The organism is Arsukibacterium sp. MJ3 (assembly GCF_000987765.1).
Taxonomy (GTDB): domain Bacteria; phylum Pseudomonadota; class Gammaproteobacteria; order Enterobacterales; family Alteromonadaceae; genus Alishewanella.
In genome coordinates this window covers 80,652-95,804 of sequence record NZ_LAHP01000005.1, presented here as the reverse complement: position 1 = coordinate 95,804, position 15,153 = coordinate 80,652, and the positions used below count along the sequence as shown (strand labels likewise).

The 15,153-nt window shown below is 45.1% G+C and carries 18 protein-coding genes; 7 read left to right on the top strand and 11 right to left on the bottom strand.

What is annotated here, in order from left to right:
* Positions 1-119: 119 nt before the first annotated feature.
* The 3 genes from ftsX to ftsY are packed head-to-tail and all read right to left on the bottom strand — an operon-like array spanning position 120 to position 2,925.
* Positions 120-1,100: a permease-like cell division protein FtsX gene (gene ftsX, locus VT06_RS05440; protein ID WP_046553262.1), complete on the bottom strand. Its 981-nt coding sequence runs from the start codon at positions 1,098-1,100 to the stop codon at positions 120-122.
* Complete coding sequence (gene ftsE, locus VT06_RS05435; protein WP_046553261.1) at positions 1,097-1,780, bottom strand: cell division ATP-binding protein FtsE; 684 nt, start codon at positions 1,778-1,780, stop codon at positions 1,097-1,099. The genes ftsX and ftsE overlap by 4 nt, the downstream gene beginning before the upstream one ends.
* Positions 1,781-1,782: 2 nt before the next feature.
* Positions 1,783-2,925 carry a signal recognition particle-docking protein FtsY gene (gene ftsY, locus VT06_RS05430; protein WP_046553260.1) on the bottom strand — a complete coding sequence of 381 codons (1,143 nt, stop codon included), beginning with the start codon at positions 2,923-2,925 and terminating at the stop codon, positions 1,783-1,785.
* Positions 2,926-3,006: 81 nt separating this feature from the next.
* Between ftsY and rsmD the strand changes: the two genes are divergently transcribed.
* Both rsmD and VT06_RS05420 read left to right on the top strand, forming a co-directional pair.
* Entirely contained in the window at positions 3,007-3,600 is a 594-nt protein-coding gene (rsmD, locus tag VT06_RS05425; RefSeq protein ID WP_046553259.1) for a 16S rRNA (guanine(966)-N(2))-methyltransferase RsmD, read from the top strand.
* 166 nt (positions 3,601-3,766) lie between these two features.
* The gene (locus tag VT06_RS05420) at positions 3,767-4,594 is read left to right on the top strand and encodes a nidogen-like domain-containing protein (protein ID WP_046553258.1); all 828 of its coding nucleotides are present in this window, start codon (positions 3,767-3,769) and stop codon (positions 4,592-4,594) included.
* A gap of 100 nt (positions 4,595-4,694) precedes the next feature.
* Here VT06_RS05420 and VT06_RS05415 read toward each other — a convergent pair whose 3' ends face one another.
* Positions 4,695-5,300, bottom strand: a complete 606-nt coding sequence (locus VT06_RS05415) for a YjaG family protein (protein ID WP_046553257.1) — start codon at positions 5,298-5,300, stop codon at positions 4,695-4,697.
* Positions 5,301-5,329: 29 nt separating this feature from the next.
* Positions 5,330-6,565 carry a hypothetical protein gene (locus tag VT06_RS05410; protein WP_046553256.1) on the bottom strand — a complete coding sequence of 412 codons (1,236 nt, stop codon included), beginning with the start codon at positions 6,563-6,565 and terminating at the stop codon, positions 5,330-5,332.
* Positions 6,566-6,853: 288 nt separating this feature from the next.
* Between VT06_RS05410 and VT06_RS05405 the strand changes: the two genes are divergently transcribed.
* Complete coding sequence (locus VT06_RS05405; protein ID WP_046553255.1) at positions 6,854-7,450, top strand: DUF4136 domain-containing protein; 597 nt, start codon at positions 6,854-6,856, stop codon at positions 7,448-7,450.
* On the opposite strand, the gene VT06_RS05400 is transcribed toward VT06_RS05405, so the two are convergent.
* Entirely contained in the window at positions 7,447-8,043 is a 597-nt protein-coding gene (locus tag VT06_RS05400) for a DUF3833 family protein (RefSeq protein WP_046553254.1), read from the bottom strand. The two genes, VT06_RS05405 and VT06_RS05400, sit on opposite strands and share 4 nt — an antisense overlap.
* A 175-nt stretch (positions 8,044-8,218) precedes the next feature.
* Between VT06_RS05400 and VT06_RS05395 the strand changes: the two genes are divergently transcribed.
* Entirely contained in the window at positions 8,219-8,893 is a 675-nt protein-coding gene (locus VT06_RS05395) for a 2OG-Fe(II) oxygenase (RefSeq protein WP_082122450.1), read from the top strand.
* Between the two features lie 19 nt (positions 8,894-8,912).
* Here VT06_RS05395 and VT06_RS05390 read toward each other — a convergent pair whose 3' ends face one another.
* From VT06_RS05390 to VT06_RS05380, 3 genes are read right to left on the bottom strand one after another with little or no spacing between them, the layout of a single operon-like run.
* On the bottom strand, positions 8,913-9,338 hold the full coding sequence (locus tag VT06_RS05390; RefSeq protein WP_046553253.1) for a DUF192 domain-containing protein: 426 nt from the start codon (positions 9,336-9,338) through the stop codon (positions 8,913-8,915).
* A 39-nt stretch (positions 9,339-9,377) separates the two neighbouring features.
* Complete coding sequence (ubiA, locus tag VT06_RS05385; RefSeq protein WP_046553252.1) at positions 9,378-10,250, bottom strand: 4-hydroxybenzoate octaprenyltransferase; 873 nt, start codon at positions 10,248-10,250, stop codon at positions 9,378-9,380.
* Complete coding sequence (locus tag VT06_RS05380; RefSeq protein WP_235357366.1) at positions 10,247-10,813, bottom strand: chorismate lyase; 567 nt, start codon at positions 10,811-10,813, stop codon at positions 10,247-10,249. Before VT06_RS05380 ends, ubiA begins: the two co-directional genes overlap by 4 nt.
* Before the next feature lie 120 nt (positions 10,814-10,933).
* Between VT06_RS05380 and VT06_RS05375 the strand changes: the two genes are divergently transcribed.
* Positions 10,934-11,332, top strand: coding sequence for a flagellar basal body-associated protein FliL (locus VT06_RS05375; RefSeq protein WP_052750175.1), 399 nt, complete (start codon positions 10,934-10,936; stop codon positions 11,330-11,332).
* Here VT06_RS05375 and glpG read toward each other — a convergent pair.
* On the bottom strand, positions 11,326-12,153 hold the full coding sequence (gene glpG, locus VT06_RS05370; RefSeq protein ID WP_046553250.1) for a rhomboid family intramembrane serine protease GlpG: 828 nt from the start codon (positions 12,151-12,153) through the stop codon (positions 11,326-11,328). The two genes, VT06_RS05375 and glpG, sit on opposite strands and share 7 nt — an antisense overlap.
* The gene (glpE, locus tag VT06_RS05365; RefSeq protein WP_046553364.1) at positions 12,146-12,472 is read right to left on the bottom strand and encodes a thiosulfate sulfurtransferase GlpE; all 327 of its coding nucleotides are present in this window, start codon (positions 12,470-12,472) and stop codon (positions 12,146-12,148) included. The genes glpG and glpE overlap by 8 nt, the downstream gene beginning before the upstream one ends.
* 175 nt (positions 12,473-12,647) lie before the next feature.
* Here glpE and VT06_RS05360 point away from each other — a divergent pair, with 175 nt between their 5' ends.
* The gene (locus VT06_RS05360) at positions 12,648-13,238 is read left to right on the top strand and encodes a LemA family protein (protein ID WP_046553249.1); all 591 of its coding nucleotides are present in this window, start codon (positions 12,648-12,650) and stop codon (positions 13,236-13,238) included.
* Positions 13,239-13,244: 6 nt separating this feature from the next.
* Entirely contained in the window at positions 13,245-15,113 is a 1,869-nt protein-coding gene (locus VT06_RS05355; RefSeq protein ID WP_046553248.1) for a M48 family metallopeptidase, read from the top strand.
* Positions 15,114-15,153 lie beyond the last annotated feature (40 nt).

Below are 15,153 nucleotides of genomic sequence, written 5' to 3'. Positions count from 1 at the left end.
AATCCTTGTTAAAACTAATGCAAGTATGTTAGCACTCTTTACGCGAGAGTGCTAATTTTGGATTGGTTGTTTTTAAGATCTGGTTATTCTAAAAAAATAACATTAATAATTAAACGTTATTAAGGGCCGGTGGGTTCTATGACACTGATATGGCGGCGCACGGATAAATAAGACCCTGTAAGGCCCAACAAGATGGCAATCAGCAACAAACTGAGGAATTCATTGAAATTCATTGCCTGTAAACTAAAGTCGCTTTGATACAATGCAGTGACATTACTTATTGCACTTTGCAGCCACCAGAGCATGGCTTCCACCACCAGAAACGCTAATAAGCCGCCAAAAACGCCAAACCAGACTCCGGTATATAAAAAGGGTCTTTGAATAAACGCGTCCGTTGCCCCGACCAGTTTCATGACTTCAATTTCATCTTTTTTATTCATAATAGACAGGCGAATGGTATTACCTACAATAAGTAATACGGCACTTAACAGTAACAAGGCAATAATAAGCACGGCTTGTTGTAACATACCCACAATGGCATTTAATCGGGTTAACCAGTCAATATCTAACTTGGCAAATTCCACTACTCGCTCGTCGCTCAACCGCTGTAAAAGCCTTCCCGCAGCCTCAAGCGCCGTATTTTTAGGTAACACTCGGATTAAATCTGGTAAAGGGTTAGTACTTAAATAATTGAGGGCGGCACCAAAACCAGAAATTTGCTGAAATTCAGCCATCGCCTCCTGTTTACTAACAAAAATAACCTGCGCTATCTCAGGATCTGCCCGTAATATAGCCACCAGACTTTGCACTTGATTGTCGGCCGTCTGCTCACGAATATACAAACTTATTTCTGCCGCTTGCGTAAAACTGCTACTGATTTGCTGCATGTTTTTTACCAGCAAATGCAGGGTAGCAGGCAAGGTTAAACTTACCCCCAACACTGCTATCGTTAAAACAGAAGCTGATGGTGTTCGCCATAACTCTCCAAGGCTGGCGATAGCCTGCCGGATATGGTTTAACCAAAACATGATAAAGCGTCGCAACAAACCAATTTTTTTAGCAGCGGCGCCGGTAGCCCTACCAGTAAACAGAATACTCATAACGGCTCCTGATATTGCAGCAAGCCGTCGTTGATCATCCTGCCGTGTTTTAACGTCAGAGTACGATATTTCATGCGCGCCACCAGTCCAAGATCGTGTGTTGCAACCAGCACAGACACGCCAACCTGATTAAAAGCTTCGAATACCCGCATGGTGTCTTTCGACAAGTCTGGATCAAGGTTGCCTGTTGGTTCATCCGCTAACAGTAAAGGGGGTTTATTGACGACAGCCCGGGCAATGCCAACCCGCTGTTGCTCACCACCGGATAAGGTTGCCGGTAAACAACGTACTTTATCGAGCAACCCCACTTTGTCTAGCGCAGCATGAACCCGCTTCACCATTTCTTTACCAGTAAAACCTTCAATGACTAAAGGCAAGGCCACATTGTCAAATACGGTGTGGTTCATTAGTAAACGGTGATTCTGAAAAATAATACCAACATCACGCCGCACATAGGGAATTTGACTGCGTTTGATCCGGCTTAGCTCTATGTCATTAATCAGCACACGGCCAGCAGTAGGACGTTCAATTAAGCTGATTAACTTCAGTAAGGTGCTCTTACCTGCACCAGAATGGCCAGTCAGAAAAGCCATTTCACCTTTCTCCAGCCGAAAACTGATGCGATCTAAGGCAACAAATCCACCGGGGTAACTTTTACTCACCTGATCGAACTGTAACATTGTTAGCTTTCCTTACTAAACAAAGCTTTAATAAAGTCCTGACTGTTAAAGTGGCGTAAATCGTCAATGGCTTCACCTACGCCGATATAGCGGATAGGTACACTGAACTGATTAGCAATGGCAAATATCACCCCTCCTTTGGCCGTGCCATCCAGTTTGGTCAGGGTAATACCTGTCAATGGTACCGCTTCATTAAAAATTTTAGCCTGGCTCAATGCATTCTGACCGGTACCCGCATCAAGCGTCAGCATCACTTCATGCGGCGCACTGTCATCAATTTTCTTCAGTACTTTAACAATTTTTTTCAGCTCTTCCATTAAATGCGCTTTATTTTGCAGACGCCCTGCGGTATCGGCAATAAGAATATCGACTTTACGGGCTTTAGCCGCCTGATAAGCATCAAAAATAACCGAAGCACTGTCAGCACCAGTGTGTTGGGCAATTACCGGAATTTTATTGCGCTCGCCCCAAACTTGCAGTTGCTCAACTGCAGCAGCACGAAAGGTATCGCCCGCGGCTAACATTACCGATTTGCCTTGTTGACGGAATTGCTGAGCCATTTTACCAATAGTCGTGGTTTTACCCACACCATTAACCCCGACCATCAAAATTACAAAAGGCCCCCCCGGATGACTGGCCACCAGAGGTTGCTCTACCTTAGCCAGTAACGCTGCCATGTCTTGCTGCAACTGGCTAAATAATATGCCAGCATCTTTTAATGCTTTGCGATTAGCATGCTGGGTTAACTGAGTGATCAGCTGCTGGGTTGTTTCCATACCAACATCGGCCATCAGCAACTGGGTTTCCAGTTCTTCATACAGCTCATCATCAATTTTCTTGCCACTGAATAAACTGGCCAGGCCATCACCCAGATTCTGACTGGTTTTAGACAGACCTTGTTTCAGCCGGCTGAAAAGGCCTGCTTTTTTAAGCGGGCCCTCTGCTACTGCCTGAACAACAGGGTCAAGCTGCTGCAAAGCTGCAGCCGTTGCTAATGCAGCAGTATCCTGTGTAACCGGGTCCGATATGGTTTCATCAAGCACCACTGTCGTATTGTCGGCCTTCGGCTCTTTTGCTGGTTCTGCTGATTCAGTCTTTTTATTACCCAGGCCAAGCCAGGAGAAGATATTTTTCTGTTTTGTCATAAGCTTTTGTGTCGAAGGCAGTATTCAGGATAATATTATACTTAATACTATCACCTTTAACCGGCAGGCAAAACGGAAACAATGAAACAAGCTAAAACCCTAAAAAGTACCAATGGCCAACCGGGCTTTGTCAGGATCATTAGCGGTCAGTGGCGCGGTCGGCGCTTACCTGTTGCCGATGTTATTGGCTTACGTCCCACTACTGACCGGGTAAAAGAAACGCTGTTTAACTGGCTAATGCATGATATTACTGACAGTACAGTTCTTGACTGTTTCAGCGGTTCCGGTGCCTTAGCGTTTGAGGCGTTATCACGCTATGCCAGCTATGCCAGCCTGATTGAAAAAGATCCGGCCCAAGCCAAACGACTGCAAACGCTATTAACCGGCCTAAAAGCCAGCCAGGCAGAAGTGATTAATGCTGACTGTTTACGTTATCTAGCCGTACCGGCAAGCCGCCAATACCAGATAGTGCTGGTTGACCCGCCTTTTCGTCAGCAACTGGCGCTGCCTTGTTGCCAGTTACTAGAACAAAACGGTTGGCTTAGCGCCAATGCATTGATTTATTTAGAAACTGAAAAAGAATTACCTATAACGGCCATCCCCGCTAATTGGCAACTGTTAAAAGAAAAAATCGCCGGCCAACTGGCTTATCGGTTATGGTCCAGCACCAGATAAACGTCAGCATTTTTTACGCAAAAAAAAACCTTCAAATAAAAGTATTGACATTTCAATGATTAAAAAGTTGGCTTATTTATTGAATGTTTTACAGTCCGGCTTGTTTGTTTATTTAATGATGTAAAGTCGCATAGTGATATTCACTTACAAAAAGGACTTACCAATCATGAAATTAAAATATATTGCTTTAGCGGCGCTGCTTACGGTTAGTAGCAGCTTTGTAAGCCAAGCCAGCATTATTGAGCCTGGTTTTAATGCTTCCACCTTACCCGCCAACGATGATAACTCCACCGCCGCAGTTAACATTGGCTTTGATGTAAACTTTTTTGGCCTAACGTTTAGCCAGTTATTTGTTAACAACAATGGTAATGTTACTTTCGATGAAGCGCTATCCACTTACACCCCATTTGATCTTACCTCAACGGGCCAGCAGATTATATCGCCTTTCTTTGCTGATGTAGATACACGAGAAGCGGGCAATCCTGTCACTTATGGCACTGGCTCTTTTGCTGGCATGCTGGCGTTTGGGGTAAATTGGTTAGATGTTGATTATTTTGATAGCAGCCCAACTCATACTAATCGCAATAGCTTTCAGTTAATTTTGGTCGACCGTTCAGATATTAGTATTGGTGACTTTGATATTATTTTTAACTACGACCAAATACAGTGGGAAACCGGCACTGCAAGCGACGGCGATGATAATGGCTTAGGTGGCGATTCAGCCCGTGCAGGTTTTTCAAACGGCACGGGAGATGCGGGTAGCTTTTTTGAGCTGGCAGGTTCAGCAGTAAATGGCGCCTTTTTAGATGGCGGCAGCAATGCATTAGTCAGCAACCGCTTAAACAGTGGCTTTGACGGCCGTTATATTTTTAATGCCCGAAATGGCGCTATTGTAGTTGAACCACCAATCAGTGTGCCAGAAACAGAAACTCTGGCGATGTTTAGTTTAGGCTTGTTATTAGTTTCGGCTATGCGCCGCAGACAAAAACGTTAATATAGCAGTAAAAATATAAAGGCCTGCAATTAATGCAGGCCTTTTTTATATCGATGCTTGTAACTCATTGCTTGATAAATAATCACTTATAGAGAGCCGCTTAACTTAATTCCATACCTAAGTTTGTTAAGCCTTGCTCTTGCACCCAGGCTTTTAATTGCAACATTTGTTCGCGTTCTATTTGCTTCATTACGCGAACCAGCTCTATCAGCTCTGCCAGACACTCCATTTCATAAGCCATTAACGGATGATCGCGCACATGCTTTTTTAACTCATTCTCACTGGTAATATCTTCATCTTCAGCCTGATGCTCAATCAAACGGGCCACGGTAGCCTGCGAAATTTTAGCGACATTAATAAATTCGCTGCTATCTTGCTGACTAATACCATTAAACATGGCATCCAGTGCGGTGGCGCAATCAACCGCTGGGTAAACACCAAACATGGTGAAATGATTCACCTCAGGAATTAATGGCTCTAGCTCTTCAGCTAAACGGGGAAAGTTAATTTTAGCTTTTTTTACTGTTAACCACTCCCAGCTGAGTTCAAGCATATGACGCAAGGCGGCGGCGTCACCAAATTCACTTACTTCGGAAAATAATTGATAATTGGGTAACATGCGCTCAAGCAAACAGGCTGCAATTGCAGCCTGTTGATAAAACCCCAAATCACGCATTAACTGGAAATTATTCGCTTTTTCTTTCATATCTCTCCTGCACGGATTAACGCCCGCTATTAACCCGATACAGCCAGTTGTTTTTGAGCATATTCGAACTTAAGTTTGTATTCCATAATTTTTTGCTCGAGTTCGCTAACATGCTGCTGGTTAAGCTCGTCCTGCTCTGACAACTGAGTACGCAGTTGCCGAATCATTTCCCGGCTTTGATCAGCCTCATATTGTTGCTTTTGCTCAGCCGCCTGCTGGCGGTTCACCGCATGATCAAGTTGTGCTTCCAGTTTTTTACTGCGGGTTTGGTTTTGATTTAATAGCTCATTAGTACTATCAACTTCAGTTTGCAAGCGGCTTTGTTCAGCCGCCAGTTCAGCGCTGTTATCTGCTAACTCATGTTGTTGTTGTTCAAACGTACTTACCTGAGCCTGCAGCGCTTCGCTGTGTACTGAAAGCTCAGCTAATTGTTGGCTAAGATGATTTTTTTGCTGTTCGACATCAGTAAGTTGTTGTGCTTGTTCAGCCAGCTTTTGCTCAAAATCAACAACCTGCTGCTGACTTTTTGCTAACGCCTGTAATTTATCCTGCTGAGCTTGTACCTGCTGCTCAGCATTTTGCTGTAAAGCCTGCAAACGGTCATTCAACTGGGCTAGCTGCTGTTCACTATGCTGTTGTTCAGTTTGATGCTGTTGCGCTGCAGATTCTAACTTTTGCAATGCCAGCTTACTTTCATGTGCTTGCGCCCTTGCTTGCTCTAACTCAGCATTTAACTGCGCTATTTTTTCAGGATCGACGGTGTTTTGTTGGGCTGATTTTAGTGTTTGGGCAAAATGACGGGTTTTGTGTTGTTCTAATTCAAGTTCATGCATAAGCTCAGCAAGTTGCTGTTCGAGGTTTATTTCTCGCTCACTTAATGCCTTATTATGTTGCTGAGCCTTGGTAAATTCAGCAGACAACGCTGACAACTGTTTAGTTGTTTCGCCAAATTGTTGCTTCAGGTTGGCTCGCTCCTGATTATCGGCATTAGCCACAGGCATCGCTTCATCTAGTTGCTGTTTGGTTTGTTGCCACTCTTTCAACAACTTTTGGTAAGCCTGCTCCTGCTCATCTAGCCGCTGCTGCCACTGACTTTGCGACTCAACTAAAACCTGCTCAGCATAGCCTTGCAACAACTGTTGCTGTTGATTCATAAGCTGCTTACCAAAGTCAGCCAAACTGGCCGCTAATTGCTGCTGCGCTTGTTGTTCCAGCTCTGCGGCCAGTTGCTGTTCGTTATTATTATTTTTCTTAACTGCATTCATGTTCTGGTCTCGAATTAAACAGCCGCCCCGGCTGCATACTGTCATCGGCGTGCCGAGATCCCTGTCGCACATTGGGAATGAGTGTAATATGAGTTGCGACCGATAGCTAACGCTAATGTGTATTTAGTCAACTACTGTTTTATCATACTTAGCATGCCATAATAAATATAAGGCGTGGCAATTTAGTGATACAGATGATTATAAATGCCTTCAAAGGGTTCCGCTACCCAATGCAACTTAATAGCACGCCGCTTATCAAAATTCAATTACAAGTAACAGGGAATTACAATGACGATAATTACACGAGCAACGACTAAAAGATTGATTCAGCTGATGGGAGTTGCCTTAATCGCGGCAACCTTGGCGGCCTGTAGCAGCGGGCCAATCGTGCGTTCAGATAAAGCGGCCAATGTCGATTTTAGCCAATATCAAACGTTTGCCTTTGTCTCAGAACTTGCAACCGATCGTGCTGGTTATACCACCTTGGTTACCCAGCATTTTAAAGACGCCATTAGTGCCGAATTAACTGCCAGAGGCTATAAGTATGATAAGTCCAGCCCGCAATTACTGGTAAATTTTAACTCTAATGTGGCTAACCGTTCAGAAACACGCAGTATTCCAACTACCAGCTATCATTATGGCTACTACCATTATCGACGCGGTATAGTTTACGCGGGTTTTCCGGTTTACAGCACCGACGTTAGTACGGTCCACTATAAAGTGGGAACAGTAAATATTGACTTGATAGACGCTGATAAAAGGCAGTTAGTCTGGGAAGGTATTGCTGAGGGTACGTTAAAACAACTTGATTTAGAACAACCGCGCGAAGCTGCTGCACGCACAGTTGCTCAGATTTTTGTGCAATTTCCACAACCTACACGTTAGCCACCTGCTGCAATTTCAGCAACTTGCTGCTTTAAAGCACTACAATCTGCTTTAGGATCAAGTTGCTGAATAGAAAGCGTAAGTTCAGCCACTTTAAAACCAAATTTATGCAAAGTTGTCCGGTTAATCAAATTATTGTCATCAACCAAATGCAGCCAATCTTTTACCGTTACGTCTAAAGTATCGCCATCGTAAGGTATCCGCAATACGTATTCCCAGTACAAACTATTACCGGCTAATTGGCCGGTAGCTTCCCCGACAACATCACCTGCAGTGCCCTTAACCTGACCATCACTGTTTTGGCTAAGTTGCCAATGTCGCTGCTCTATCCGGCCATCGCTAAAATAAAATACTTCATAAAGATCGCCTTGCCCTTGTTGCCATTCACCACATAAATCCGCTACAAACCTGACACCTTGCTTACCCTGCCAGTCGTGCATAACACCGTAAGCTTTACCTGAGCCAAGTAAAAACTGGTCTAACGATAAGGCAGGCGTTAATTGCTTGTAGTCAGAAATAGATTGGCTACAACCCGAAATAGCCGTTAAGCTGAACGCCACGGCGGCAGCACCAAGCCAGAAAGATTTTTGCATATTAATTTCCTTATTTAACGTAACTTTAGTAGCCACTACGCCTAAACACCCGCTTTAGCTCAGTAAAGCCACTGGGCTTAGTGGCTAACCATTCTTATCCTGAAGATAAGTTCATGTTATTAGACAGTATTTAGCAGACACCGTAAAAAGCAGCCAGTTTATTAAGGGTTACACTATGACAGAACGTGTTGCAACCATCAGCAGTAATGATAACGCTAACAGCAATAGTGGCGCGGGTGATGACAGCTGCTGTAACAACGCTATGCTCGAACAGTTTTATTTACATGGCTGGGCCGTGCTACCCGCTTTTTTACCTAACAGGTTAAATCAACAATTATTAGACGAAGTAAAAAATTATGCAACGTTAACTTCGGCTGGCATTGGCCGGGCCCACGCTTATACGGTAAACCATCAGATCCGCCGTGATAAAACACAATGGTTTGATGGCCAAAGCCAAGCTCAACAAGAATACTTACAGCTTATGCATAAATTGCAGTTACAGCTTAATCGTCAATTTTTTCTTGGGTTGTTTGATTTTGAATGTCACTTTGCCCGCTATCAGCAAGATGACTTTTACCAAAAACATGTCGACGCCTTCAAAGGTCGCTCTAATCGGCTATTAACCACCGTAAGCTATCTGAATGATGTTAACAACGGTGGCGAATTGGTGCTGTATAACCCGGATGATAGTGAATTATGCCGAATAAAGCCGCTAGCCGGCAGCTTAGTATTGTTTGAAAGTGAACGCTTCGCGCATGAGGTGTTAACTGTATTTGATGAGCGCTATAGCATTGCAGGCTGGTTCAGACATAACAATAGCAACAATGGACTTATTGATCCCAGCCGTTAACCCATTAGCACTTGGCAAGCTATTTGACTAACTGCAATTGTTCGCCAACCCTAATGTTACGCTCTGCAAACCAGCCCCGGGGCATTTCCAGAGCAGCCAAAGCAGCCGCTGGTGCTGAAACCGGAGTCTCGTCAAGGGGTTGCAATGAGGCTATTGCCATAATGCGCCATTCCTTGTCAATAAAAGCTACATCCAGACTTAAATTGGTATTACGCATCCATAGGCTGATCATTCTTGGTTCAGGGTAAAGCAATAACATTCCCGGTTCAGCGCGTTTTTGAAACATCAGGCCACGCTCGCGCAGTGCATCGGTATTAGCCAGTTGCACCACGATATTGCTACCTGCAATGTTAATTTCAGCTGCAGGAAAAATAACACGGGCGGGCGCCGCGTAGGCATTAATACTAACCAGTAATAAGAAAGCAGCAAACAGTCGGTGTTTCATTATGATTTCCTGTAGTAAATTAGACGAGATATTGCCAGCTCAAGCACTGAATAAATAATGCAACGCGATACCAGTAAATACTAGTAAACCAACATAATGATTATGCAAAAAAGCCTGAAAACAACCAACACGACTTTTTACCGCCAGGCGATATTGATAAAAAAACGCCAGACCACTACACAATAAAGCAACATAATAAATAAGACTTAATTGTGCCAGTAACCCAACGTACCCTAGTAATAGCAAAGTTACTAATTGCAGCAGCACAATAACCGGCAACGCCTGTTTACCAAACAAAATTGCGGTAGATTTAATACCGGCCTTTACGTCGTCAGGCTGATCAACCAAAGCATAATAGGTATCGTAAGCTACCGTCCACAGCATATTTGCCAGATACAAGTACCACACCAACGCCGGTAATTGCAGTTGAATTGCCATAAAGGCCATTGGCATACCCCAGCTAAATGCAGCGCCTAACACCAGTTGTGGTAAATGCGTGTAGCGCTTCATAAAAGGGTAAGCGGCCGCCAGAAACAAGGCCACTAACGACAACACTACTGTTTGCCAGTTTAACCACACCAATAAGCTGGCACTTAAGGCGATTAATACCAGAAATAGTTGGATGGCTTCAGTTGCCGTTACCCTGCCCTGCGCCAAAGGCCGCTGTGCAGTTCGCTCAACCAGACCATCTACGTGCCGGTCAGCATAGTCATTTATAACACAACCGGCTGAGCGCATTAGTATTACCCCAAGGGTAAATATCAGCAGCAAGGCAATATCTGGTGTGCCTTCGGCTGCCAGCCATAATGCCCACCAGGTTGGCCACAGTAGCAGATAAATACCAATAGGTTTATCCAGTCGCATCAACAGCCGATAATCGGACCAACGTTGCCAACTTAGCTGCCAACTCATAGCGCCAGTACACCATCTAAAAATACTTCAGCGACTAATAAAGGATGACCGGCTAACGTAAATACCGATCTTCTGGCCCAGTATTCGCCCGCTGCGACGGTTGTTGTCAATTGCTGACAAAGTTGCACTCTGGCAACTTCAATAGCGCTGCGTTGTAGTTGCTGTGGTTGCTGAAAAATAATTTCGCCCAGCGGCTGCTGGCCTAGCTCGGCCAGTGGCTGCAATGCAGTAAGCGTAGACAGTGGCAGCCAGCTTTGGGCATAGACACTCGGCAGCTGATTACAGCTCATTAATACTTCGCGACATTGGGCACTCGCAACGCCAGGTAATAAAACCTGAATAAAATCTGGCAAAGCGTGCGTTTGTTGCTGCAACACTTGTAACTGAAAATTCCGGGTATGGGCTTTTAAGCGGGCGGTTAACGATGCCGGCTCCAGCAACCAGGCTTGCAGCATTGGCGGCAGACTCATGGTACTGGCTAATTGCCAGTTCGCAGCGAGTGAAATAGCAGGTTGGGCCACTAAAATGCTCGGGTTAATGGGTAAGTTCTCGAATGATAACAAGTTCAGCTGGCCTTTTCAGCTGAAAAACCACAAACAGTAGTAGAAATAAACTGGTAAAGACGCCGCGAAAACATTAAGGTTAACGTACTTTCACCACATGGCATTACAAGGTCCGGCTGCATGAAAATAGCACTAGTAGCGCTTGTCATTTTACTGAGCAGCATGACCCCGGCGAGCGCCAGGCAGCAAGCACCAGAATTTTTTTATTATGGTTTTGACCCTGACATCGTTACCAATTATGTCTCTGGCAACCGACGCACCCTAGGTTATGTCAGGGTAACGGTAGAACTGATGGTAACCGATAAACGTTTTTTAGCGGCAATAGAGCACCACGAACCATTAATTCTGGATACCATTATTGGTATTTTAAGCAAACAATCAGAAGATCAGGTGAAGTCATTAACGGGCAGAGAACAGATCCGCGTTGCCATTTTAACCGCACTACAAGAAACTCTGCGTCGTGAAACAGGTGATGCTATTATCAAAGACCTACTCTTTACTAAATTTTTATATCAATGAGTTGGCTGGTGTTGTTCAGGTTTAATCAACAGCGCCATAACCAACCCCGCCAGCAAACCAGCCAAATGCGCCCAATTTGCCATGCTTACCCACAGCACATCGGCAAAACCCAATACTAACCATACCAGCATAAATATTGCCAGTGGATCGCTAATCAGCACCCGAGATTGCGATTGCGGATAACGCTTATGGCTTAACCAGCAAAAACCAAATAACGCATAGACCACCCCAGATAGACCGCCAAAATTATCGCCCACCATAAAATACTGAGCAGCATTAGAAATAACAGCCGTTATTACAGTAAAATTAAGCAAACGCAGGCTACCATAGCGGCGCTCTAGGGCAGAGGCTAGCAGTAACCACCAGAGCAGATTAAAAACCAAATGAGTTAGCGTGAAATGCAGCAAAGCCGGTGTAAACCAACGCCACAGCTGGCTTGGCTCAGTTAACTGTAAGCTGGTTCTGGCAGCTTGAAAATCGACCAGCAGCCAGCCATATACCGCCAAACATAATAATAACACCAACACTGTTAGCGGACTGGTGCGTATGTTGTGCCATGGAATGGTGATCATCGGCTGGCGACTGCTCTGCGCTGCTGGCTGGCTGCGTTGCCAGGCAGCAGCCTGATAACGCGGGTGATGTGGCTGGCGAATAAATTCATTAAGTAGCTCAGTTGCCTGTGCCATATCGGCGTCATTGCAGTGCAACAGTGCCGGGCCATTATTAGTCAGCTCAGCGCTAACCTCAAGTCCCTGGCTCTTACAATAATCGGCAAATAATAATGCTGCTTTTGCACTGTTCAGCTCTGCCAGCTTATGCATCGTCGCTGCGCTCAAATGGCTGACTTTGCTGCCATTCGCTAAAACCACCATCCATACTGTAGACTTTTTCAAAGCCTTGTTGCACCAAATACTGCGCTGCACCCTGGCTGGAATTGCCGTGGTAACACACCACAACAACAGGCTGGTCAAACTCTACCTGTTGCATAAAGTGGCTAATGCTACCGTTGCTAAGATGATGCGCTCCGGCAATATGACCCGCAGCAAAACTCTGTTCATCCCGGATATCCGCAATAATAACCTGCTGCTGACCCATCATGGTGGCGGTGTCGGCTACTGAAATATGTTTAAAATCTGTCATCGGCGCTCTCAACATTACTTCTTTTAACGATATGTAGCTATGATACCGTAGCGATACTAAAATAGCAGCTTGCACGTTGGGCTTGTTTTAGCCGTTACCGAACAAGAAATGCTGGACATTCGATTAAACTGTTGTTAACAATATTGGTATCTAATTACTGCTGCAGGAACTGGTTATGACCTTACTTTTAGTGCTCGTTATTTTCGCTGTTATCATTTTTTATGTAATTAGCATTTTTAATCAGCTAGTAAAACTTAAAAACCGCTTCCAAAATGCCTTTGCGCAAATTGAAGTGCAATTGAAACGTCGCTACGATCTTATTCCTAACCTGATTGAAACAGCTAAAGCCTATATGTCCCACGAGCGGGAAACGCTGGAAGCAGTAATTAACGCCCGGAACGCAGCCATGGCCGGTTTAAAAGTAGCCGCCAACAATCCTGGTGATGCCGGAGCAATAAGCCAACTGGCCGGCGCTGAAGGCGCTTTGCAAAGTGCTATGGGCAGGCTAAATGTGGTTATGGAAGCTTACCCTGACTTAAAAGCAAACCAAAATATGATGCAGTTGTCTGAGGAGCTGACCAGTACTGAAAACAGAGTAGCATTTGCCCGTCAAGCTTTTAACGATGCAGTTACTGAATACAATATTTACAAGCAGAGTTTCCCACCGGTATTAGTCGCGGCCAGTTTTGGACATGCTAACGATGCCACACTGCTGGAGTTTGAAGATAGTACGTTAATCCAAGCGGCTCCAAAAGTGAGTTTCTGATACATCATGGCCAGTAATTTTTTCAATCAGCAAGATTTAGCCCGTCGTAATACCAAGATGCTGATAACGCTGTTTAGCCTGGCGGTATTGTTATTGCTGTTATTAACCAATGCACTAGTATTAATTGGACTTGGTTTAGTTGACTTGCAACAGGTTAATCCCACTACCATGCTGCGGCAACACCTACCCTGGCCAACTATTTTTTTTACTAGCATAGTGGTTGTTGCTGCAGTAAGCATAGCCGTGTTAATTAAATGGCAGCAACTTAAAGGTGGTGGTAAGGTCATTGCAACCAGCCTCGGCGGTAACCGCATTGATGCAGCCAGCAGCGATCCTCTCGAACGCCGTTTGTTAAATGTGGTAGAAGAAATGGCCATCGCCGCCAATCTGCCGGTACCCCCTGTTTATTTATTACCCGAGCAAGGTATTAACGCCTTTGCTGCCGGTTACAGTCCTGGCGATGCCGTTATTGGCATCACCCGTGGTTGTATAGAACAATTAAACCGCGACGAGTTGCAGGGTGTGGTTGCCCATGAATTTAGCCATATCCTAAATGGCGATATGCGAATGAATATCCGGATGATTGCTATTTTAAACGGCATTTTATTTTTAGGGCATATTGGCTATTTTATGCTGCGTTCTAGCCGTGGCAGTAATCGCAGTATAAGTCGCAGTAGCAATAATAAAAATAATAATGCCGGCGGTATTTTGGCTATTGCGCTGGGATTAGTGGTAATTGGTTATTTAGGCTCTTTTTTTGGCAACCTGATCAAAGCAGCGGTCAGCCGGCAACGTGAGTATTTAGCGGACGCCTCCGCCGTGCAGTTTAGCCGTAATCCCAGAGGTATTGCCGGGGCACTGAAGCGGATTGGAGCTTACGGTGCAGGCACCCAGGTAAAAAACCAAAACGCTGATGAAAATAGCCACTTGTTTTTTGCTGAGGCCATTTCCGGCTGGGTCAGTATTTTTGCCACCCATCCGCCGCTTGCAGCGCGCATAACCCGCTTAGAACCACACTGGAATGGCAAGTTTCCAACCCCGATTAGCCAGGTGTCGGCAGTAGCATCTGAGCTAAATACCACGACTAAAGCTGCTTCTGACCAGCCAATGGCAACAGCACACAGCGTACTGCAAACGATAGCAGCATTACCTATTTTGCTGGTGCAAAGCAGCCGACAACCTCCACAGGCGAAAGCTATTGTTTGCGCCTTGCTGCTGCAACATCCCGACTATGCAGCTGCACAATTAAAACTGATTAAAGAACAAGGCTCACTTGAACTGTTACAACAAGTGGATCAAGTACTCGATGCGGTGCAGGCATTAAGCCTGCCATTACAAATACAACTGCTACAACGCACCATTCCCGCTTTAAAAGAGCTAAGCCACAGCCAGTTTCAGCAGTTTGAGCAGCTCATGCTGGCGTTAACGGCCGTTGATGAGCAACTGACATTACTGGAATGGATTGTTATCAGTTTTATTGAGCATACCGTGGCGAGCCACTTTGAACCGAAGCAACATATAGCAAGTCAACGCCAAACTGATTTTGCTAGCGTGCAAAGCCCAACGCTGCTGCTGCTCAGTGCCGTGGCGAATACCGCAGGCGAGCAAGTAGCACGACAGCAAGCGTGGCAAGCCGGTTTAAAAAGTTTAGGCCTGGCTGCTGATACCGAAAAACCAGATAGCGACTGGGTGTCGTTAACTGAACAGCTAAATAGCTTACTGGGCGCGGCACCACTGTTAAAACAACATATTTGGCAGGCCATTCTGGCAGCCGTTGCTGCAGATCAGCAGCAACAAGACCGTGAACTGGCCCTGTTAACGGCCTTGGCATTATTGCTGGAAATGCCGTGGCAACCTGAACCTGCAATCAGTTGATCACAAAATTAACCAGCCAATTTAGTAAAAAATGGCTTTA

Coding starts and splice junctions, on each gene's coding strand:
- ftsX (WP_046553262.1), bottom strand. CDS start 1,100: ATGAGTATTCTGTTTACTGGTAGGGCTACCGGCGCCGCTGCTAAAAAA.
- ftsE (WP_046553261.1), bottom strand. CDS start 1,780: ATGTTACAGTTCGATCAGGTGAGTAAAAGTTACCCCGGTGGATTTGTT.
- ftsY (WP_046553260.1), bottom strand. CDS start 2,925: ATGACAAAACAGAAAAATATCTTCTCCTGGCTTGGCCTGGGTAATAAA.
- rsmD (WP_046553259.1), top strand. CDS start 3,007: ATGAAACAAGCTAAAACCCTAAAAAGTACCAATGGCCAACCGGGCTTT.
- VT06_RS05420 (WP_046553258.1), top strand. CDS start 3,767: ATGAAATTAAAATATATTGCTTTAGCGGCGCTGCTTACGGTTAGTAGC.
- VT06_RS05415 (WP_046553257.1), bottom strand. CDS start 5,300: ATGAAAGAAAAAGCGAATAATTTCCAGTTAATGCGTGATTTGGGGTTT.
- VT06_RS05410 (WP_046553256.1), bottom strand. CDS start 6,565: ATGAATGCAGTTAAGAAAAATAATAATAACGAACAGCAACTGGCCGCA.
- VT06_RS05405 (WP_046553255.1), top strand. CDS start 6,854: ATGACGATAATTACACGAGCAACGACTAAAAGATTGATTCAGCTGATG.
- VT06_RS05400 (WP_046553254.1), bottom strand. CDS start 8,043: ATGCAAAAATCTTTCTGGCTTGGTGCTGCCGCCGTGGCGTTCAGCTTA.
- VT06_RS05395 (WP_082122450.1), top strand. CDS start 8,219: ATGACAGAACGTGTTGCAACCATCAGCAGTAATGATAACGCTAACAGC.
- VT06_RS05390 (WP_046553253.1), bottom strand. CDS start 9,338: ATGAAACACCGACTGTTTGCTGCTTTCTTATTACTGGTTAGTATTAAT.
- ubiA (WP_046553252.1), bottom strand. CDS start 10,250: ATGAGTTGGCAGCTAAGTTGGCAACGTTGGTCCGATTATCGGCTGTTG.
- VT06_RS05375 (WP_052750175.1), top strand. CDS start 10,934: ATGAAAATAGCACTAGTAGCGCTTGTCATTTTACTGAGCAGCATGACC.
- glpG (WP_046553250.1), bottom strand. CDS start 12,153: ATGCATAAGCTGGCAGAGCTGAACAGTGCAAAAGCAGCATTATTATTT.
- glpE (WP_046553364.1), bottom strand. CDS start 12,472: ATGACAGATTTTAAACATATTTCAGTAGCCGACACCGCCACCATGATG.
- VT06_RS05360 (WP_046553249.1), top strand. CDS start 12,648: ATGACCTTACTTTTAGTGCTCGTTATTTTCGCTGTTATCATTTTTTAT.
- VT06_RS05355 (WP_046553248.1), top strand. CDS start 13,245: ATGGCCAGTAATTTTTTCAATCAGCAAGATTTAGCCCGTCGTAATACC.